General features: G+C 45.0%; 17 protein-coding genes. 14 read left to right on the top strand and 3 right to left on the bottom strand.

The window, feature by feature from the left end; genetic code table 11:
- The first annotated feature begins 39 nt into the window (after positions 1-39).
- From PUN32_RS01250 to galM, 7 genes are all read left to right on the top strand, one after another.
- The gene (locus tag PUN32_RS01250) at positions 40-462 is read left to right on the top strand and encodes a thioredoxin family protein (protein ID WP_274721393.1); all 423 of its coding nucleotides are present in this window, start codon (positions 40-42) and stop codon (positions 460-462) included.
- Positions 462-1,154: a cytochrome c biogenesis CcdA family protein gene (locus PUN32_RS01255; protein ID WP_274721394.1), complete on the top strand. Its 693-nt coding sequence runs from the start codon at positions 462-464 to the stop codon at positions 1,152-1,154. Before PUN32_RS01250 ends, PUN32_RS01255 begins: the two co-directional genes overlap by 1 nt.
- A 113-nt stretch (positions 1,155-1,267) precedes the next feature.
- Positions 1,268-1,630 (top strand): DoxX family protein, encoded by a 363-nt coding sequence (locus tag PUN32_RS01260; RefSeq protein ID WP_274721395.1) that lies wholly within the window; start codon positions 1,268-1,270, stop codon positions 1,628-1,630.
- A gap of 339 nt (positions 1,631-1,969) precedes the next feature.
- The gene (galE, locus tag PUN32_RS01265) at positions 1,970-2,980 is read left to right on the top strand and encodes a UDP-glucose 4-epimerase GalE (protein ID WP_274721396.1); all 1,011 of its coding nucleotides are present in this window, start codon (positions 1,970-1,972) and stop codon (positions 2,978-2,980) included.
- Between the two features lie 29 nt (positions 2,981-3,009).
- Positions 3,010-4,071 carry a UDP-glucose--hexose-1-phosphate uridylyltransferase gene (locus PUN32_RS01270; RefSeq protein ID WP_274721397.1) on the top strand — a complete coding sequence of 354 codons (1,062 nt, stop codon included), beginning with the start codon at positions 3,010-3,012 and terminating at the stop codon, positions 4,069-4,071.
- 28 nt (positions 4,072-4,099) lie between these two features.
- Positions 4,100-5,257: a galactokinase gene (gene galK / locus PUN32_RS01275; protein ID WP_274721398.1), complete on the top strand. Its 1,158-nt coding sequence runs from the start codon at positions 4,100-4,102 to the stop codon at positions 5,255-5,257.
- A gap of 22 nt (positions 5,258-5,279) precedes the next feature.
- On the top strand, positions 5,280-6,341 hold the full coding sequence (galM, locus tag PUN32_RS01280) for a galactose-1-epimerase (RefSeq protein WP_406707928.1): 1,062 nt from the start codon (positions 5,280-5,282) through the stop codon (positions 6,339-6,341).
- A gap of 315 nt (positions 6,342-6,656) precedes the next feature.
- Here galM and PUN32_RS01285 read toward each other — a convergent pair whose 3' ends face one another.
- The 3 genes from PUN32_RS01285 to PUN32_RS01295 all read right to left on the bottom strand — a co-directional run bounded on the left by PUN32_RS01285 (position 6,657) and on the right by PUN32_RS01295 (position 10,040).
- Complete coding sequence (locus tag PUN32_RS01285; protein WP_274721399.1) at positions 6,657-7,670, bottom strand: substrate-binding domain-containing protein; 1,014 nt, start codon at positions 7,668-7,670, stop codon at positions 6,657-6,659.
- Positions 7,671-7,831: 161 nt separating this feature from the next.
- Entirely contained in the window at positions 7,832-8,845 is a 1,014-nt protein-coding gene (locus tag PUN32_RS01290) for a substrate-binding domain-containing protein (RefSeq protein WP_274721400.1), read from the bottom strand.
- A gap of 76 nt (positions 8,846-8,921) precedes the next feature.
- Positions 8,922-10,040 carry an ABC transporter ATP-binding protein gene (locus tag PUN32_RS01295; protein WP_274721401.1) on the bottom strand — a complete coding sequence of 373 codons (1,119 nt, stop codon included), beginning with the start codon at positions 10,038-10,040 and terminating at the stop codon, positions 8,922-8,924.
- A 274-nt stretch (positions 10,041-10,314) separates the two neighbouring features.
- Between PUN32_RS01295 and PUN32_RS01300 the strand changes: the two genes are divergently transcribed.
- The 7 genes from PUN32_RS01300 (at position 10,315) to PUN32_RS01330 (ending at position 20,507) form a co-directional block, all read left to right on the top strand.
- Positions 10,315-11,553 carry an extracellular solute-binding protein gene (locus tag PUN32_RS01300; protein ID WP_274721402.1) on the top strand — a complete coding sequence of 413 codons (1,239 nt, stop codon included), beginning with the start codon at positions 10,315-10,317 and terminating at the stop codon, positions 11,551-11,553.
- 58 nt (positions 11,554-11,611) lie between these two features.
- A complete protein-coding gene (locus tag PUN32_RS01305; protein WP_274721403.1) occupies positions 11,612-12,916 on the top strand; it encodes a sugar ABC transporter permease in 1,305 nt (434 codons plus the stop codon).
- A 140-nt stretch (positions 12,917-13,056) separates the two neighbouring features.
- Positions 13,057-13,770: a sugar ABC transporter permease gene (locus PUN32_RS01310; protein ID WP_274721404.1), complete on the top strand. Its 714-nt coding sequence runs from the start codon at positions 13,057-13,059 to the stop codon at positions 13,768-13,770.
- Between the two features lie 4 nt (positions 13,771-13,774).
- Complete coding sequence (locus tag PUN32_RS01315; protein WP_274721405.1) at positions 13,775-15,001, top strand: glycoside hydrolase family 53 protein; 1,227 nt, start codon at positions 13,775-13,777, stop codon at positions 14,999-15,001.
- A gap of 24 nt (positions 15,002-15,025) precedes the next feature.
- Complete coding sequence (locus PUN32_RS01320; RefSeq protein ID WP_274721406.1) at positions 15,026-17,089, top strand: beta-galactosidase; 2,064 nt, start codon at positions 15,026-15,028, stop codon at positions 17,087-17,089.
- A 258-nt stretch (positions 17,090-17,347) separates the two neighbouring features.
- Positions 17,348-18,610: a maltoporin gene (locus PUN32_RS01325; protein ID WP_274721407.1), complete on the top strand. Its 1,263-nt coding sequence runs from the start codon at positions 17,348-17,350 to the stop codon at positions 18,608-18,610.
- A gap of 199 nt (positions 18,611-18,809) precedes the next feature.
- Positions 18,810-20,507 (top strand): methyl-accepting chemotaxis protein, encoded by a 1,698-nt coding sequence (locus PUN32_RS01330; RefSeq protein WP_274721408.1) that lies wholly within the window; start codon positions 18,810-18,812, stop codon positions 20,505-20,507.
- Positions 20,508-20,578 lie beyond the last annotated feature (71 nt).

Here is a 20,578-nt window from a genome sequence, read left to right on the forward strand (position 1 = left end):
TCGATCAGTGGGTAAATAATGTTCAATAAGGATAGAAAAATGAAAAAAGCGCTATATACGGCAATGATAAGCTTGGTTGCAACGCTGTGGTTGAGTACTACCAATGCGATGAATAACACGATGGAGAATACTTACAAGATGCCCTTTACTGAGCAAGCTTGGAAAGAGGCACAAATGCAAGCGGATCAAATCACTTTGATTGTGGTTCATGCGGATTGGTGCCCAACTTGTCGAGCACAAAACAAAGTTATTAATGCTTATTTTCAAGATAACCCACATAGTAAAATTAAGCAGCTAATCATTGATTTTGATGCTCAAAAAGAGTGGGTGACCTATTTTAAAGCACCGCGTCAATCGACATTATTGCTTTATAAAGGTGATCAACAACAGTGGTTTAGTGTAGCGGAAACCCGCCGTAATAAAATTTTTCAAGCTCTGAGCTCGGCTGAGAGCGGTCTGTAATGGATATCTCATCGATCCCTCTAGCCTTTTTGGCGGGCATACTTAGCCTGTTATCACCCTGTGTACTACCTATGATACCGGCGGTGGCGAGTTCGGCGATGCAGGCTTCCCGTATTGGTCTCGTTTGGCTAGCGATCGGGATCAGTGTGACTTTCGCGATTGCAGGTAGCTTAATCACTTTCATTCTGCTTAGCTTAGGTATTTCTCCAGACATATTGAGATATTTTTCAGCGGGGCTGATGTTGTTGATGGGGATGGTTTTGTTGATCCCAGCACTGAATGATCGCATATCTTATGGGCTTTCTTTATTAGTCAGTCGTATGCCCGGTGCCAATGTGCAAGGCTCTGGTGCTGTTTTTCAACTGGTAGTGGGGATGTCGTTAGGTCTGGTATGGCTACCTTGTGTTGGACCGACATTGGGTACGGCGATTGCCTTGGCCTCTACCGGGCAAAATATGCTGCTGGCATTTTTTGTTATGCTTGCTTTTGGATTAGGCTGCGCGTTGCCGCTGGTTAGTATTGGCTATGCTTCAGGCTTACAGCTTAAAAAAATTGGTAACAGTGCAAAATATGGCAAATATTTATTAGCTATTGCATTGCTGTTACTCAGCAGCATGATTTTCACTGGTTTTGATAAACAGTTAGAGATTTGGGCGCTGGATTGGTTACCTGATTGGGTGACGTCCATTTAGGCACAGTGAGCCAGCTTTCTGCATGAGACAATTGAGTGCGACGATTGGCATATAATCCGTTGTTTCAGCTTAATTTTAACCGATAGATAATGGTTTTTTATAAGGAATTATCAATGAAAATCCATACATTGAGTGCAGTATTATCCTTGATTTTTCTCGCTTCCGGAATCGCTAAGCTTGCGAGCTTAGAGTTTGAAATGGCAGCATTTGCACGTTGGGGCTATGCACTGTGGTTTATGTATGTGATTGGCCTGCTCGAAGTGATGGGAGGAATAGGCTTGCTCCTACAACGCTTGGCTGGCTTGAGCAGTATCGGTTTAGCTTTGCTGATGATCGGGGCACTCGCCACCCATCTGCAGCATGCTGAGTGGGGAATGCTAGCTGTTGCGAGTATTATCCTGTTACTCACATTGACACGAGTGTGGCTGGGGCGCGCTCAACTGAGCCGAATGATCAGTCATATATTTGCTCGGTAACGTTTGGGCAAACAAGCTTGTTGAAGTGTACAGCAATAGAGGTAAGGGATTGGCCTTTATTGCTTACACAGCCTGTTTAATCAATATCACCTCTTTAATCGCGGCTTGCAGTGACTTGTGAGCCGCGATTTTTTTATATTGATTGCGCACTTATTGATGTAAACGTTACTCATTACTTGTGTGGTGGTTGGCGTTTGCTTATCAATGATTGCGAATGATATAGGTATTCACCTTGGGTAATTGTCATGTAAACGTTTCCACTTTGGGGTTTTTATCACAGAAATACGCGCAATGGTGCTGCTAGAATCAATCGTGTTGAACTGAGCCAAGGGGTGAGTTATGAGCGTATTGATTACTGGAGGTATTGGGTACATAGGTAGCCATACTTGTGTACAGATGATAGAGGCCGGTCTTGAGCCGATCATCGTGGATAATTTATGTAATGCCAAAGCGGAAGTGTTAAATCGTATTGAAGCACTAACGGGTAAAAAACCGACTTTTTATCAAGGTGATGTGCGAGATGAAGCGCTGCTTGATTCGATTTTTGCTGCCCATCGCATCCAAGCGGTGATTCATTTTGCCGGGCTAAAAGCGGTGGGTGAATCGGTGATTAAGCCACTGGAATACTATGACAATAATGTTAATGGTTCATTAGTGTTGCTGCGTAGTATGCGTAAGGCAGGCGTGAAGTCGATGGTGTTTAGCTCATCCGCTACGGTATATGGCGACCCACAAACGGTTCCTATCACCGAATCATCGCCGACTGGCGCAACCACCAATCCGTATGGCACCAGTAAACACATGGTTGAACAATGCTTGCGCGATTTGTTGGTGGCGGAACCGGACTGGAGTATCACCTTATTACGCTATTTTAATCCGGTCGGCGCCCATCCATCGGGCACCATGGGTGAAGATCCGCAGGGTATTCCCAATAATTTAATGCCGTTTATTGCGCAAGTTGCAGTCGGACGACGAGAAAAGCTATCGGTTTTTGGTGATGACTATGCCACCACCGATGGTACTGGGGTGCGTGATTATATTCATGTGATGGACTTGGCGGATGGCCACCTTGCTGCGCTCAAAGCAGTAGGGCAAAGCGCAGGATTACACATTTATAACCTAGGTACGGGTAACGGCTCTAGCGTGCTCGAAATAGTGGCGGCGTTCAGCGCGGCATGTGGTAAGCCAATTCCGTATCAAGTTTGCCCACGCCGAGCGGGCGATATTGCCCAGTGTTGGGCCAGTACTGAAAAAGCCGAGCGTGAGCTGGGATGGAAAGCCCAATATAGCGTTGCACAAATGGCGGCAGATACCTGGCATTGGCAGGTTCAAAACCCCAATGGTTATTAATTTTCGCTTTGCAGGTTGAGTAATTAAAGATGTCGAATAGTAAATTTAATCCGGTCGATCACCCTCACCGTCGCTATAACCCATTAACAGGCCAGTGGATTTTAGTTTCTCCGCACCGTGCCAAACGGCCATGGAGTGGGGCCGATGAAAAGCCAGCGCTGGCTGAGTTACCAAGCTATGATCAACAGTGTTTTTTATGCCCAACCAATACGCGGATCTCGGGGGATGTTAACCCGAATTATTCCGGCACCTATGTTTTCAATAACGATTTTGCCGCGTTAATGGTCGATTCACCGGATGCTCCGGCAAGCGATAATCCGTTGTTCCAAATGCAAGGGGTACGTGGGTTAAGTCGAGTGATCTGTTTTTCGCCAGATCACAGCCAAACGTTGCCTGAGCTGCCGGTTGAAAAAATTCGTGGGGTGATTGATACCTGGAATGAACAAATTGAACAGCTCGGTAAAGAGTATGTTTGGGTTCAAGCGTTTGAGAACAAAGGCGAAACCATGGGGTGTTCACAACCACATCCCCATGGACAAATTTGGGCAAACAGTTTCTTACCCAATGAGATTGAGCGTAAAGATCAGCATTTAACCGCTTATTTTCAACAATATGGTCGCAATTTGCTGGTCGACTATGTGCAAGCTGAGCTCGCCGATGGGGCACGTATTGTGGTGGAAACGGAACATTGGGTAGCGCTGGTACCGTACTGGGCGGCTTGGCCTTTTGAAACCATGTTGTTACCCAAGAAGCACATTCGGCGTATGAATGAACTGTCTGATCACCAGCGGGATGATTTAGCGCTCGCCATCAAAAAATTGACCAGCCGCTACGACAACTTATTCCAGTGCTCTTTCCCTTATTCGATGGGTTGGCACTATGCGCCCTTTTTTGAACAAGGCACCAATATTGACCATTGGCAATTACATGCGTTGTTTTATCCACCGCTATTACGCAGTGCTAGCGTGCGCAAGTTTATGGTCGGCTATGAAATGCTGGCCGAGAGCCAACGTGATTTGACCGCGGAACAAGCGGCGCAGCGCCTACGTGAACTCAGTGACGTGCATTACAAAGAACAAACCAATTATTAAAATGAATTGATAAGATTAGGAATTGAACATGTCTGATTTAATCCAAAATGTGCAAACATCTTTTGAGCAAGAGTTCGGCTATGCGCCAAGCCACATTGTTCAGGCTCCGGGGCGTGTTAATTTAATTGGTGAACACACCGATTATAATGATGGCTTTGTTTTACCTTGTGCGATTAATTATCAAACGGTGGTGGCAGCCGCTAAGCGTGACGATCATCTGGTACGAGTGATCTCCATCGATTATGGCAATGCGTTAGATGAATTTGACCTTAGCCAAGAGATCACTTTTCAAGCCGATAAAATGTGGGCGAACTATATTCGTGGAGTAGTGAAATGTTTGCTGGCTCGTGGTCAGTCATTGTCAGGGGTTGATCTTGCGGTGAGTGGCAATGTTCCGCAAGGAGCAGGATTAAGCTCGTCGGCAGCGCTTGAAGTGGTGATCGGACAAACCTTTAAAGAGCTGTTTAACTTAGCGATCAGCCAAGCGGATATTGCGTTAAATGGCCAGCAAGCCGAGAACGAGTTTGTCGGCTGCAACTGCGGAATTATGGATCAGATGATTTCAGCACAAGCGCGTGCTAATCATGCCATGTTATTAGACTGCCGTAGCCTAGAAACGCAAGCGGTGCCAATGCCAGAAGAGATGGCGGTAGTGATCATCAACTCCAATAAAAAGCGTGGGTTGGTGGATAGTGAATACAACACTCGTCGCCAGCAGTGTGAAGCCGCCGCGCGTATTTTTGGTGTTAAAGCACTCAGAGATGTCAGCCTTGAGCAATTTGTGGCTCAAGAAGCTCAATTAGAAGCCACAGTCGCGAAACGTGCTCGTCATGTGATTACTGAGAATCTTCGAACCTTAGAAGCGGCGAGCGCGCTCGGCGAGAATGATCTGCGCCGAATGGGTGAGCTGATGGCTGAATCTCACGCATCGATGCGCGATGATTTTGAAATCACCGTGCCAGAAATTGATATTTTGGTTGAGATGGTCAAGCAAGTCATCGGTGAACAAGGTGGTGTGCGTATGACCGGTGGTGGTTTTGGTGGTTGTGTGGTGGCTTTAGTGCCTAGAATGCTTGTTGATAAAGTTACCGCGACGGTTGAGGCTAATTATCAACAGGCAACAGGGTTGAGCGCAGCAATTTATGTTTGCCAATCTACCCAAGGTGCTGGCTTGGTTGTGAATTAATTGATGCTGAGGATGGGCAATAATGTCAAACTTTGAACAAGTGACCTTAGCGATGGGCCAAAGCCCATCGTTTGATGGGCAGCCAGCTAAATTTGTTCATTTAACGAATGCTCAAGGTATGAGCGTAGTGTTGATGGATATTGGGGCGACGTGGTTAAGCTGCACATTGCCAGTCAATGGTTCTGAGCGCGAAGTGTTGCTGCGTTCTCCCAATATGGAAGAGCACCTCAAGCAAGGTGCTTATTTTGGTGCGATTGTTGGTCGCTTTGCCAACCGGATTGCTAAAGGGCAGTTCGAAATTGATGGCGAGCGTTATCAACTGGCAATCAATAATGGGGAAAATGCTCTGCACGGTGGTTGGCAAGGGTTTGATAAACGGCGCTGGCAGATCGTTGAGCAAAGCGCACAACAGGTGAGGTTTACCTTGCACTCTGCCGATGGCGACCAAGGTTATCCGGGTAATCTCGACGTGCAAGTGACCTATACACTGAGTGATGACAATCAATTGCTGATCGCTTATCAAGCTCAGACCGATAAAGCATCACCGCTGAATTTAACCAATCACGCTTACTTTAACTTAGCGGGAGAAGGCGCAGTGGCCAATGCGCTTACCCATAAGTTACAAATCCATGCTTCCCACTATTTGCCTACCGATAACGGATTGATCCCAACCGGAGAGTTAAAGTCGGTGATGGGTACCAGCTTTGATTTTAACCATGCCAAATTGATTGGTGAGGAGCTACTTAGCGATCAAGATCAGCAGATCGCCCAAGGCTATGATCACTGTTTGGTGTTTAGCGATCCGGTGACCGATGGCATACAAGCGGCCGCGGTCTTGACTGCTCCGGCTGGGGATGTGCAGATGACGGTGAAAACTACCAAACCTGCGATGCAGTTTTATTCAGGCAATTTTTTAGCCGGTACGCCTGGGCGTTCGAAAACCTATGCCGCTTATGATGGCGTGGCGTTAGAAACCCAGTATTTTCCTGACGGGCCGAATCAGCGCCTGTGGAATGGGCAGGCCGCAATACTCAAAGCGGGTGAGCGCTACCAGCATCAAACCTGTTATCAGTTTGTATTTTAATCAATTTGTCCATAACTCGCTTGACACGGATTATACCCAAACAACTTCAAGTAGGGCGGGTATCTGTTGAGTCAGTGGTTTTTCCTCTAGGCTTAGGTGTGCAGTAAGCGGATCTTGCTACGAGCAGGCTCCGTGCTGGGTTATACAGTGACTTGGGGGAGTGATTGTATAAATTGTCATCTAATGCCTATGAGGTTTTTTTATGGCGAATGTTGTCACTCACCCGTTCGCTCACCAGCTCGATTATCAGCGATGCGCCAACATGATTTTTAGGTTGGCTTGACGCTAACAATACTCGCCATACGCTTTGATCTTTTAACGCGGAGCATTAACCGTGGTCACAGAATCTCGCTTGACCATAGTCGGTGAGTAGCGTTTTGGGCTCTCATCGATCAGCGTTTCATCTTTAGATAACTGCAAAGCCAGCAAGGCGGCTTTTTCTGCCATCATCTGGATCGGGTAGCGGATAGTGGTTAAGCGAGGCTTAACATAACGCGCGATTAAGCCATCATCAAATCCAATTATCGATATCTGCTCTGGCGTGGCAATGCCATTTTCGGCCAGCACTGACAACGCACCAGCCGCCATATAATCGTTATAAGAGACCACTGCGCTCATCTCAATCGCTTTGGTGAGCAAGTTGGTCATCGCTGATTCGCCGCCCTCACTATTGGGCTCACCATATTCAATATAAGAGTCGGGTAGTTGAATATTGTGTGCCGTTAATGCGGCACGATAACCAGCGATCCGCTCATCGGCATCGGCAATCGGGTGGCTAGAGGCAATACAGGCAATATGCTGATGCCCTTGGCGGATCAGAAATTCCGTCGCCAAATAAGCGCCCTTATGGTTATCGAGTGAGATACAGCGTTCAGCTAACTGCGGGATATGGCGGTTGATGATCACCATGCCTTTAGTCTCTTTAGAAAAATCAATTAACTCTTGATCAGATAACGCTTTGGAGTGAATCACCAAGGCATCGCAGCGGTTGTTGATCAGTAGCTCAATCGCTCGGCGCTCATCTTCGGCGCTATGATAACCATTGCCGACCAGTAAATGTTTACCATGTTGATGAGCAATCGTATCCACCGCTTTAACCAGTGTGCCAAAAAAAGGATCGGAGACATCCGCCACTAACACGCCCATGGTATGAGTACTTTGACTGACTAATGCGCGCGCAGCAGCATTGGGTCGATAGCCTAATTCGTGCATGGCTTTATTGACCGACTCAATGGCGCTTTTACTGGCTTTCGGTGATTGATTAATCACGCGTGATACCGTTGCAACAGAAACGCCCGCCGCCTTAGCGACATCCTTAATAGTAGCCATACAAATTCAACCTTTATCAATGCATAAGGTGAATTAAACACTTTTCAACTACCCATAGCAATCTTTGCCTCACGGCAGAGCGACAGGTCGGATTGGTGAGCGAGGCTAAACCGTGTGTGAGATTATCCTTGGTTGTGTTCGGGGGATGATAACGTTTCCAGCTAGCGGGTGGAGCAGGAGTGCGCAATCACCGATGCACGACGGATCATGGTCGGTACAAAAATACGGATCGGATCAGTGATCGGTTGACCTGTGGCGAGTAAAAAAGCTAAATGCACCGCTTTTTCGGCCATCATTTGAATGGGATAACGCATGGTGGTCAGTTTTGGACTCAGATATTTAGCGATAATCCCATCATCAAATCCGATCAAAGAGATATCGCGCGGAACTTGAATACCGTTTTCATCGAGGATGGATAACGCTCCAGCGGCCATATAATCGTTGTAGGTAGCAATCGCAGTTAATTGCAGATCTTTGGACAGCAGGTGAGTCATGGCTTCTTCACCGCCTAATTCGGTGGGGGCACCATACTCAATATAAGCCGGATTGACCTTAATATTGTAAGCTTGCAGGGCCGATAAATAGCCATTTTTACGCTGTTCGGTATCTTCTATCTCGTGATTAGAACAGACATAACCAATCTGAGTATGGCCCATTTTGATCAAATGCTCGGTCGCTAAATACGAACCACGAAAGTTATCCAGCGCAATACAGCGCTCGGCAATTTCAGGAATATAACGGTTGATCAAAACCATGGTCGGTTTTTCCTCCGCAAAGCGGATCAACTCTTGGTTACTGAGCGCTTTACTATGGATAACCAGTGACTCACAGCGACTATTGATCAGCAGCTCAATCACTTCTCGTTCAAAATCCGCGTTATGGTAACCATTCCCGATCAGCAGATGTTTGCCATTTTGAATCGCAATGGAATCAATCGCTTTGACCATGCTGCCGTAAAAAGGATCGGAAACATCGCCGATCAGTACGCCAATGGTATTGGTGGTTTGGCTTACTAATGCCCGAGCATTGGCATTGGGGCGATAACCCAGTTTCAGCATGGCTTGTTGTACCACGGATTTGGTTGCCGCGCTGGCGTGGGAAGAGTTGTTCATTACTCGGGAAACGGTGGCCACAGAGACACCCGCTTCTCTTGCCACATCCTTAATCGTAGCCATAAATATCTCACATTAATCAGCCAATAAAATCAGCACTGGAATGTCGCCTCTGCTGAGTGAGCAGAGGCAAAACGGATCAGGCACTACGTGCCAAGGTGACTGCGGCGGGCTGGATGCGGATATTTTCGCCTGCCGCATTAAATAAATGCAGCGCATCAAAATCAGTATACAGCGCCATTTTGGTATACGGTTTGATGAAAAAATCACCCGGATTTAAGAATTTAAAATCATCAACGCCGAGGCTTTGACCGAAGATATAAGTGCTGCTGCCTAAACGCTCAACCACTTCTGAGTGGAAGGTTAAGCTCAAATCACCGGCATCTTTATTGAGGTGTTCTGGTCTTATCCCAACCGTGATTTGCTCTCCTTTCTTCATCGGTTGCGTCACAATCGGCAAAGTTGTTACGTTGGTTTGATTGCCCAAAATAACGCTTAAACTGTCAGCTGACCAATGGTCGACGGTTGCGTTAATAAAGTTCATTTTGGGTGAACCAATAAAACCGGCTACAAACTTATTGGCTGGGTGATAGTAGAGATCCATCGGGCTACCGACTTGTTCCACACAGCCTTGACGCAGAACCACAATTTTATCGGCCAATGTCATCGCTTCAACTTGATCATGAGTCACGTAAACCATGGTTGACTGTAAATCTTGATGCAGCTTTGCGATGTGTAGACGCATTTCAACCCGTAATTCGGCATCTAAGTTGGACAATGGTTCGTCGAATAAAAACACATCTGGATTGCGCACAATCGCCCGGCCAATCGCGACCCGTTGCCGTTGACCACCGGATAATTGCGCCGGCTTGCGATCCAGCAAGCTGTCTAATTGTAACGCTTTGGCCACTTTTAACACTTTATGCTCAATGGTCGCTGGTGGAGTTTTATTCACTTTCAGTGCATAACCCATGTTTTGTCCCACCGTCATATGTGGATATAACGCATAGGATTGGAAAACCATGGCAACACCACGTTGCGAAGGTTGCACATCATTGACGATGCGATCTTTGATGGCAATGGTTCCTTCCGAGATCTCTTCTAGCCCCGCGATCATGCGCAGCAGGGTGGATTTACCACAGCCTGATGGACCCACAAAAACAACAAACTCACCATTATCTATGGAAAGGTTTACATTGCTAATGGTTTGCACATCACCAAATCGCTTGATTACATTCGATAGTTTTATAGAGGCCATAGGGCTTATCCTTCATGATTCTTTGATTTAAGTTATTGATTTATTTTCTAATTGTCGGCTTATTGCCTAGGCGGTCTGCCGTTGTTTTAGCGATTATAAAACGTAGTGTAAACGTATTCCATTTTTTGGGCTTTTTTTGTGTTAACTGTCACGATTGTGAGCAAAAATCATAGTCAAGGCAAAGGGAAGCGCCTATTTTAAACCGGGTAATCGTTTTACCTACGCAACAGAGAACAACATCAAAGCTGTACCTACACATTAACTAGGAGACGTTATGAAAAGACGTACATTAACCAAAGCAATCCATGCTGCTCTTATCGCTAGCTGTACTTTTTCTTCACTCAATGCTCTTGCTGCAGGCAAGTTGCTGATTTGGGAAGATATTCAAAAATCAGCGGGTAATGCTCAGGCTACCAAAGCGTTTGAACGACAATATGATGTGAAAATTACTGTGCAAGAATTGCCTTATGGCGGGCAAGTCGAATCACTACGAATGGATGGTCCTGCTGGAACCGGTCCCGACGTGATTAACCTACCGCATGACCAAATTGGCAGTGCGGTGGTACAAGGCTTATTGACGCCACTGAGCGTGGATAAAGCAGTATTGGATACGTTTACAGAATCAGCCGTTGATGCACTGACTTATCAAGGCCAACTGTATGGTTTACCGAAAGCCGTCGAAACTTTGGTGATGATCTATAACAAAGACTTAATGCCAGAGCTGCCTAAAACCATGGAGGAGATCTACCAAGCCTCTCTACAAGCTCGCGCACAAGGCAATTACGGTTTGCTCGCCAAATGGGATGAAATTTATTACACCTATGGCATCTTAAAAGCGATGGGCGGTGATGTATTTGCCAAAAATCCGGATGGTAGCTACGACGCAAAAACCATTTTGCTGAATACTGACGGTGCGGTCAAAGGTGGTGAATACGTACAAAAATTCTTTAAAGAAGGGGTGTTCCCAAGTGGGATTGTGGGTGATTCTGGTTTGAATGCGATTGACTCGCTATTTACCAGCAAAAAAGCCGCGATTGTACAAACCGGCCCATGGTCATTCCAGCCTTATAAAGATGCCGGCATTAATTATGGTGTCGCGCCTTTGCCTCTATTACCGAATGGAGAGCATATGGGATCATTTATGGGCGTAAAAAGCTACAGCATTTCAACGTACTCAAAAAATAAAGATTTGGCGCAAAAGTATATTGAATTCATCAATAATTATGAGAATTCCAAGCAGCGCTTTGAGTTAACCGGTGAAGTACCTGCGGTGAAAGCATTAATCGATGATCCAATCATTAAAAATAATGAAGGTGCACGCGCAGTTGCTATGCAAGCAGAATTTGCTACCCCGATGCCATCTATTCCAGAAATGAATGAAGTCTGGGGGCCTGCTAATAGTGCATTACAGCTGATCGCAACGGGCAAACAAGCGCCAAAACAAGCATTAGATAGTGCAGTGGAAGCAATTAAGATGCAAATCGAAGCTAACCACGCAATGATGGGATTGTAAGTTTTTTAGCCAGCCCGTATTCGGGCTGGCATTTGTCGTTGTGTTCAGGATGTGAATTATGTCTATTTTATCTTCAGATATATCACCAAGTGATATCCAATATAAAACTCAGCACCGAGTTATAGCGTTATGGTTATCGATCATTCCAGGGTTAGGGCAGCTTTATAATCGACAGTTTGCTAAATCCGCCATGTTTTTTGTTTTTTTATTGAGTTTTTATGGCGTATTTTATGACTTTTTAAAAGAGGGCTACTGGGGTTTATTTACTTTGGGTGAATCATTACCTGAAGATAATTCCGTGTTCTTGCTAGCGGAAGGTATCATCTCACTTATTGTATCGGTGTTTGGTATTGGCGTTTATAGTTTATCGTTATACGATTCTTATACTAACGGTAAACTGCGTGATCAAGGTCGAGAGTTACACTCTATTCGTCGTCAATATCGGACCATCATCGAATCGGGTTTTCCTTATTTAATGGTGACTCCGGCATTTATTTTGTTGGTGTTTGTGGTGGTTTTCCCGATCGTATTTGGTTTTGCGATTGGTTTTACTAACTATAATTTATATAACTCACCCCCAGCCAAACTGGTCGATTGGGTCGGTTTGAAGAACTTTATTAATATTTTTCAAATTAATTTATGGCGTAATACATTTTTTGATGTATTACAGTGGACGGTGATCTGGACCTTACTGGCGACCACATTACAGTGTACAGTCGGGGTGCTGCTAGCGATTTTAGTCAATCAGAAAGATTTAAAATTTAAACCATTAATTAGAACCATCTTTATTTTACCTTGGGCCGTTCCTGGCTTTGTGACGATCCTTATTTTTACCGGAATGTTTAATGAAACGTTTGGCGTGATCAATAACGTCATATTAGATTTCTTTGGTATTGACCCTAAACCTTGGCTCACTGACCCATTTTGGACCAAGACGGCATTAATCCTGATCCAAACTTGGTTAGGTTTTCCATTTGTATTTGCTATGACCACTGGGGTGTTACAAGCGATCCCGAATGATCTGTATGAAGCGGCGACTATTGATGGCGCAAGTAAATTTCAGCAAATGAAGACCATTACCATTCCATTGGTGCTGTTCTCGATTGCGCCGATTTTGATCACTCAATACACCTTTAACTTTAATAATTTTAATATTATCTATTTGTTTAATAATGGTGGGCCAGCGGTGATCGGCAGTAATGCTGGCGGTACTGATATCTTAGTGTCTTGGATTTACAAGTTAACGATGTCTTCATCACAATATTCTATTGCGGCCGCCATAACCTTGTTACTCTCAATCTTTGTGGTAGGTATTGCACTATGGCAATTCCGCATGACCAATTCATTTAAAGATACCAATTAGAGGCGCTGAAAATGAGTATTAAAAGAAGTAATGCTATCAGGCTAACGCTTAGTTATATACTAATTGCTATTGTTAGTATCATTATTATCTATCCATTGTTATGGACGGTTGGTGCCTCATTCTATCCTGGTAATAGTATTATGGGTGATTCGATTTTTCCGGATAATCCAACTTGGAGTCATTATTTAACTTTGTTTGAAAACAATAAAGTCTCTTACTTAACTTGGTATTGGAATAGTTTGAAAATTAGTGTGATGACCATGGTGTTAACACTGATTAGTGTCTGTTGTACTGGTTATGCTTTCTCTCGTTTTCGTTTTAAGGGACGTAATAATAGCTTGATCCTATTTCTATTATTACAGATGGTGCCGCAGTTCTCAGCTTTGATCGCGATTTTTGTATTAGCGCAAATGCTCGGCTTGATTAATAGCCATATTGCACTGGTCTTGGTATATGTCGGAGGAATGATCCCGATGAATACCTATTTAATGAAAGGTTATTTAGATGCGATCCCTAAAGATCTCGATGAATCAGCCCGCATGGATGGTGCCGGTAATTTCCGAATTTTTATTGAAATCATCATGCCTATTTCAAAACCGATCATCGCAGTAGTTGCTCTGTTTTCATTCACCGGCCCATTGGGCGACTTTATTCTGGCTACCACGATTTTACGTACGCCAGAAAATTACACACTGCCGATTGGTTTATATAACTTGGTTGTCGAAAAAATGGGCGCGAGTTACACCACCTACGCGGCTGGTGCAGTATTAATCTCTATTCCAGTAGCAATACTTTATCTATCACTACAAAAGTATTTTGTTTCTGGTTTAACCGCAGGTAGTACAAAAGGATAAAAAAATGAATGTAACCTACAAAATGACATTAGCTGCCGTCCTGAGTAGTTCACTATTAATCGCTGGATGCCAGTCTGGTAAAGTAGAATCAGACACCAATAGTTCATCCTCGGTGATTATTCCGGCTCAGGTTGCCAATAATTTTATTAAAGGCATGGATGTGTCGATGATCCCTGAAGTCGAAGCATTAGGTGGAAAATATTATCAAGATCATCAGCAGCAAGATCCGATTGCGATCATGCAAGCACATGGCATTAACTATTTGAGAATGCGTGTGTGGGTGAATCCAGAAAGTGAATCAGGCGTTGCCTACGGTGGTGGTAATTCTACATTGCAACGAGCCATTGCCATGGGTAAGCGTGCCCATGAGCACGGCATGAAATATTTGCTCGATATTCATTACAGTGATTTCTGGACCGATCCCGGTAAACAGGTCAAACCGAAAGGGTGGGAAACACTCAACTTTGATCAGTTGGTTGCTGAAGTAGGTAGCTACACCGCCGAGGTGATGCAAGCGCACCGTGATGCGGGAGTGATGCCTGAGATGGTGCAAGTGGGCAATGAACTCAATAGTGGCATGCTGTGGCCGGAAGGTAAAAGTTGGGGTGGCGATGGCCGTGAGTTTGATCGCTTAGCTGAGCTTCTAAAAGCTGGCATTAAAGCGGTGAAAGCGGCATATAAAGAAGATGAACAGGTGGAAATCATGCTGCATCTCGCCAAAGCTGGAGACAATGGTGCATTCCGTTGGTGGTTTGATGAAATCACTCAGCGTAACGTCGAGTTCGACATTATTGGTATGTCTTATTACCCATTCTGGCACGGTCCAATGCAGCAGGTAAAAGAGAACATTGCTGATGTGATTGCCCGTTATGGCAAACCGGTGGTGATTGCTGAAACCTCTTACGCTTATACCACTGCCAATGGCGATAGTTTAGAAAATGCTTATACCGGTGCTGAGCCAGCAGAAGGCTATCCGGTGAGTGTGGTTGGCCAAGCTCAGTTTTTGAAAGATATGATGGAATTAGTTAATGCCGCACCAGAGGGTAAAGGCATTGGCATTTTCTATTGGGAACCAGCGTGGTTACCGGTAGAGCATGCTACTTGGGCTACTCAAGCCGGTATGGAATACACCAATGACATTTGGCAAGAAGGGAACTCTTGGGATAACCAAGCTCTGTTTGACTTTGAAGGCAATGTGCTTCCTTCAATGAATGTGTTCAAAAAACAGTAAAGCATGACGTTAGGAGTTGTCGTTATGGGAAATTTTGCACCTATTTTGCCTAAAGTTGGCCAACTACTGCATGGGGCGGATTATAACCCTGAGCAGTGGTTGGATCGTCCTGATATTCTGGAAAAAGATATCGAATTGATGCGCCAGACCCAGTGTAATGTGATGTCGGTTGGGATCTTTAGCTGGGCGAGCTTAGAGCCACAAGAAGGCGTGTTTGATTTTGCTTGGCTTGATGATGTACTCGATCGTCTAGCGCGTAATCACATTCATGTGCTGCTGGCAACCCCAAGTGGCGCACGTCCTGCTTGGTTATCACAGCGCTATCCTAGCGTGCTGCGAGTTAATGCTGCGCGAGTCAAACAATTGCATGGCGGGCGTCATAATCACTGCTATACCTCGCCGCAATATCGCGAAAAAGTACGAATTATCAATACCCAATTAGCCGAGCGTTATTCCAACCACCCAGCGGTGATTGGTTGGCATATCTCCAATGAATATGGTGGCGATTGCCACTGTGCCGATTGCCAGCACGCTTTTCGTGAATGGTTGCAACAGCGCTACACCAGCTTAGATGAGCTGAATCAGAAATGGTGGAGTAAATTTTGGAGCCACACCTATCAAAATTGGGATCAGTTAGAGTCGCCATCACCGATTGGGGAAAGTGCGGTTCACGGGCAAAATTTAGACTGGAAACGTTTTGTCACCGAGCAAGTGACCGATTTCTGCTTACAAGAAATTAAGCCCCTTAAGGCGGTGAATCCACACTTACCGGTCACGGCAAATCTGATGGAATACTTTTACGACTACGACTATTGGAAGTTGAGTAAAGTGATTGATATTGCATCCTGGGATAGCTATCCGCTATGGCACAAAGGAGCCGATGATTTAGCTTTGGCATGTTATACCGCAATGTATCACGACTTGATGAGAACCTTGAAACAGCAACCGTTCTTATTGATGGAATCCACCCCAAGCCAAACGAACTGGCAGCCGATCACCAAGTTGAAAAAGCCGGGTATGCATCTGCTCTCCTCAATTCAGGCGGTGGCGCACGGTTCGGATTCGGTACAATATTTTCAGTGGCGTAAAAGCCGTGGCTCATCGGAAAAATTCCACGGCGCTGTGGTTGACCATGTTGGTCATGTGGATACGCGCGTTGGCAAAGAGGTGGCCCAAGTTGGCGCATGGCTTGCACAGCACTCGTCATTAGCCGGCAGTCGCACTGCAGCACAAGTGGCGATTATCTTTGATTGGGAAAGTCGCTGGGCGATGGATGATGCGCAAGGCCCTCGTAACCAAGGGCTCAATTATGAGCACACCGTGAACCAACATTATCGTGGTTTTTGGGAGCAGGGTATTAACTGTGACATTATCGAACAGTTGAGCGATTTTTCACCTTATAAAGTGATTGTCGCTCCCATGCTGTATTTGATTAAACCCGGTGTCGCGGAGCGCTTGGAGCAGTTTGTGCAACAAGGTGGAGTGTTAGTGGCTACTTATTGGAGCGGGATTGTTGATCAGCACGATCTGTGCTTCTTGGGCGGTTTCCCAGGTGGTGAAAATAGCCCGCTGCGGCGAACGCTTGGGATCTGGGCAGAAGAGATCGATTCTTTATACGATGAAGAGCGAGTCGCTGTGGTGGCGGATGACTCGACAGCGTTTGGTCTGCACGGCACTTATCAAGCTCATCACCTATGTGAGCGGATCCACTTGGAAACGGCTCAGGCACTAGCCAGTTACGGCAGTGACTTTTTTGCTGCTACGCCGGCGGTGACTCAGCATCAGTATGGTTCGGGTTCTGCGTACTATATTGCCTCCAGAAATGATCTACGTTTCCACCAGGATTTCTACCGAGCTATTGCTCAGCGTCACCAAATCACTCCTTGCTTGAATGTGGATTTGCCATCCGGAGTCTCGGTCACTGAGCGGCATAATCAGCAAGGTCGATATCTGTTTGTGATGAATTTCAATCCGTATCCGGTTGAGGTGAATTTACATGGTGAGGTATTGATAAATATGGCATCAGGTAGCAAAGTGGATGACGTATTATCGCTAGCTGCGTATGGTGTTTGTGTATTGCAGCGCTAGACATATCGCTTTTATTAACATCTGGCCGACTCAGCAATGAGTCGGCTTTTTTATTGGCTGAGCATGGGCTTATGCCGTGATGATTTTGTGATCAATTTAGCAGAACCATCATCTTCTCAATTATTGGTGGTAACGTTTACACAAGTGTGAGCTATTTATAATTTCTGAACAATGATCTTCGCTATAGTAACGGCGAAACATAAGGAAGCGCCTGTATTGGGCGACAACAATAAAAACTGAAAAATTAAGGACATATTGATGAAGATGAACTTAAAACCTCTGGTTCCTGCTATTCTCGCTGCTTTATCGACTCTACCTGTCCAGGCGGTGGACTTTACTGGCTATGTACGTTCCGGTCTTGGCATCTCCAATAATGGTGGTGGTGTCAAAGGTGGGGATGAGCTGGCTAAGAGCAAATTAGGTCGTTTAGGTAATGAATTTGATACCTATTCGGAAATCGGCTTAGGGCAAGAGCTGTATCAAGAAGAGGGCAAAAGCTTTTACTTTGAAAGCATGTTTGCCATGTCGGCTGATGGCAATTTAGAGTCAGAAGAGACAACGAAAGATACGGCTAACTTTGCCATCAAGCAGCTCAATTTGCAGGCCAAAGGCTTTATTGCTGCCGCGCCAGAAGCCACGATTTGGGCGGGTAAGCGGTTTTATCAACGCCACGATCTACACATTATTGATACCAAATATTGGAATATTTCCGGCTATGGCTTTGGTGTCGAAGGGCTAAATCTTGGCTCAGGTGCATTATCTGCCGCGATTATCCGCGGAGATCAAGATGTGAATATTAATTACTTGGATATTCGTTATGCCGGTTTTTCTCCATGGCAAGGCGCTTGGACCGAGTTTGGTATTGATTACGCGTTACCCAACCCGACCGATAGTGAAAAAGAGAGCGGAAAAGATTTTGATAATGGCTTGATGTTAACTGCGGAGCTAAGCCAAAGCTTTAGCCGTGGTTACAACAAAACCGTATTGCAATACGCTGACAGTGGTCTGGCGCAGAATATGATCTCGCAAGGAGGCGGCTGGTTCGACGCTTGGACTGGTGATGTCAACAGTGCCAAAGGTTATCGCATCATCAATACCGGTGATTTTACACTTAGTGAAAAAATCTCCTTTAACCATGTTCTGACTTATGGTTATGCAAAAAATCATGGTGATGTATGGGTAGATGCAGGCAATGATATTTGGGAGCATCGTATTTATAAAGATGAAGATCTGTTCTCGGCGGTGATTCGTCCACAGTATGCCTGGTCTAAGCATCATAAAACCGTGCTTGAGCTTGGCTACTATACACAAACCAGAACATCGAAATCTGGTGTCGAAGAAAAATCGGGTGGGCAAAAATTCACTGTGGCACAAGTGTTGAGTGCCGGTGAGTACCTATTTGTACGCCCAGAGATGCGTCTGTATGCCAGTTATCTAAAAGATAATGAAGAAAAGTCATTTAATGATGGTCGTGATCAAGACGATATTAAATTTGGCGTACAAATAGAAGCCTGGTTCTAATCAATGTTTTAGGGCAGCATATTTGCTGCCCTTTTAAAATTTCACGTAATTAAATGATCGTTATTTATAATTATCACCCTGTCATCTATTTAATGTCATTATTCAGTTAGCTTACATTTTTTTTCATCATTGCCACAATTCAACTGCCCACAGGTTATATATGAATCTATTTGCATTCAAAAATAAAATATTAATATTGATGATGACAACCATCGTAGCCACTATCGCGGTGTCTTTTATTAGCGTTAAAAGTGTGATTAATGATTATATTTATCAATCATCAATGCAAGATATCGCGAAAGATGTGTCATTAATTGAAGATAACATTAATGAATATCTACAGGGCAAATTGAATTTGGTGGATAGTATTGAATTTGGAATTATGCACATCAAATCGACCAAAGATAAACTGGATTTTGCTCGTGTGGTTAAAGTTATGAATAGAATGGCGCTGAGTGATGAAGGCAGTATGGCCGATGAACAGGCGCAGCAATACATTCAATTCGCTCATGCACATCCAGAAGGGTTGCAGGTCGGAGAGGTGGTACAGCAGGCCGAGCAATTGAGCTTAACCTTGTCGCGTAAGAAAAAGAATATCGTCGATTTTTTTGTATTGGATCTGCATGCGCTCGGATCTTTAATTGAAAAATTTTCCCGCGAGGGAACCTATTTTGAATTGATCGCAGAAAATGGCGTGATGATTTATAGTAATAAACCCGCCGTGGCAAATTTGCAGCAATCCCATCGTAACCTAAGCATCGGCAATCGGGGTTGGCAACTCATCAGTTATATTGATCAACAATTTATTGCTGAGCAAACGACACGGATTAATACAAAAATAAATATTTATTTAATGAGTTGTGCTCTAGTTATGTTGCTATTAAGTAGTCTCGTACTGCAATTATTATTGCGTCCAGTTGAACGGTTGAGAAATTTAGTCCAAGGCTTAACGGCTGGAGAAGCGGATTTAACGCAACGTTTAACGGTGCATAGCCGAGATGAATTAGGGCAAATATCGCAAGCGATCAATCATTTTATGGGACAAATTCAAGAGATATTTGTCCAAATTAAACGCACTAACTTGCAGATCGCACCGTTTATAGTGCAATTAAATGATCAAGCAAAAAATAATATGTTGTCTGCTGAGCAACACAGTGATCAAACGCAGGATATTGTTAAAGCCATGCACAGTGTTACTTTACTGTCTAATCAGGCGCAGCACAGCAGTGTGCAAGCGGCGGAGTTTGTGCAGAGCGTTAAACAGCAGATGAATCAATCCGCGCAGGCTGGGCGCACCGCATCCGGTAGTATGGATACTCTTGCTCAAGATGTACAAGCCATGGCCGATCAAGTGCAGCAAATTACTCGAGATTCGCAAGCGATTAGTGATATTTTGCACACCATTAAACAAATTGCCGATCAAACTAACTTATTGGCGTTAAATGCCGCGATTGAAGCGGCGCGGGCCGGGGAAAGCGGCCGCGGTTTTGCGGTCGTAGCGGAAGAGGTCAGAACCCTTGCTGCCCGCACCGGCTCTTGTACTACTCAAATCGATGATCTGTTAACCCAATTTACCCAGACTACTCGCACGATCCATCAAAAAATGGCATCGACCCAGCACAACTGTCATAGCTCAGAAGCGAGTTCGGCGACCGTGGTCGCACTGCTCGATGAGATGACCTTAGCCATCGACCATATCCTTAACCACAATTTGAGCGTTTCAGATCTGGTCACTCAACAAACGCAAGTGATCAGTTCCGTCAATGACACCATGACCGAGCTGAATCAGATCGTCGCCAATATGAGCCAAAATGAAAAAATGGCTTATCAAGCCTGCGGTCAATTAACCGATATGTCCGCCGAACTGAGTCAGTATTTGCAATGCTTTAGAACTTAAGCTTCTTTATGCTGTTGGCTGAGCGAGTCTGGCGATATATCCCTTAGTCACTGCTGGAATTGTAGGTCGCT

Source organism: Vibrio chanodichtyis, from assembly GCF_028863985.1.
GTDB lineage: Bacteria > Pseudomonadota > Gammaproteobacteria > Enterobacterales > Vibrionaceae > Vibrio > Vibrio chanodichtyis.

Excerpts from the sequence above, each read along its gene's own strand:
- galE (WP_274721396.1), top strand. The coding sequence starts at position 1,970 with ATGAGCGTATTGATTACTGGAGGTATTGGGTACATAGGTAGCCATACT.
- PUN32_RS01310 (WP_274721404.1), top strand. The coding sequence starts at position 13,057 with ATGGGTGATTCGATTTTTCCGGATAATCCAACTTGGAGTCATTATTTA.
- PUN32_RS01285 (WP_274721399.1), bottom strand. The coding sequence starts at position 7,670 with ATGGCTACTATTAAGGATGTCGCTAAGGCGGCGGGCGTTTCTGTTGCA.
- PUN32_RS01300 (WP_274721402.1), top strand. The coding sequence starts at position 10,315 with ATGAAAAGACGTACATTAACCAAAGCAATCCATGCTGCTCTTATCGCT.
- PUN32_RS01315 (WP_274721405.1), top strand. The coding sequence starts at position 13,775 with ATGAATGTAACCTACAAAATGACATTAGCTGCCGTCCTGAGTAGTTCA.
- PUN32_RS01330 (WP_274721408.1), top strand. The coding sequence starts at position 18,810 with ATGATGACAACCATCGTAGCCACTATCGCGGTGTCTTTTATTAGCGTT.
- galK (WP_274721398.1), top strand. The coding sequence starts at position 4,100 with ATGTCTGATTTAATCCAAAATGTGCAAACATCTTTTGAGCAAGAGTTC.
- PUN32_RS01270 (WP_274721397.1), top strand. The coding sequence starts at position 3,010 with ATGTCGAATAGTAAATTTAATCCGGTCGATCACCCTCACCGTCGCTAT.
- PUN32_RS01295 (WP_274721401.1), bottom strand. The coding sequence starts at position 10,040 with ATGGCCTCTATAAAACTATCGAATGTAATCAAGCGATTTGGTGATGTG.
- PUN32_RS01290 (WP_274721400.1), bottom strand. The coding sequence starts at position 8,845 with ATGGCTACGATTAAGGATGTGGCAAGAGAAGCGGGTGTCTCTGTGGCC.
- galM (WP_406707928.1), top strand. The coding sequence starts at position 5,280 with ATGTCAAACTTTGAACAAGTGACCTTAGCGATGGGCCAAAGCCCATCG.
- PUN32_RS01260 (WP_274721395.1), top strand. The coding sequence starts at position 1,268 with ATGAAAATCCATACATTGAGTGCAGTATTATCCTTGATTTTTCTCGCT.
- PUN32_RS01320 (WP_274721406.1), top strand. The coding sequence starts at position 15,026 with ATGGGAAATTTTGCACCTATTTTGCCTAAAGTTGGCCAACTACTGCAT.
- PUN32_RS01250 (WP_274721393.1), top strand. The coding sequence starts at position 40 with ATGAAAAAAGCGCTATATACGGCAATGATAAGCTTGGTTGCAACGCTG.
- PUN32_RS01325 (WP_274721407.1), top strand. The coding sequence starts at position 17,348 with ATGAAGATGAACTTAAAACCTCTGGTTCCTGCTATTCTCGCTGCTTTA.
- PUN32_RS01255 (WP_274721394.1), top strand. The coding sequence starts at position 462 with ATGGATATCTCATCGATCCCTCTAGCCTTTTTGGCGGGCATACTTAGC.
- PUN32_RS01305 (WP_274721403.1), top strand. The coding sequence starts at position 11,612 with ATGTCTATTTTATCTTCAGATATATCACCAAGTGATATCCAATATAAA.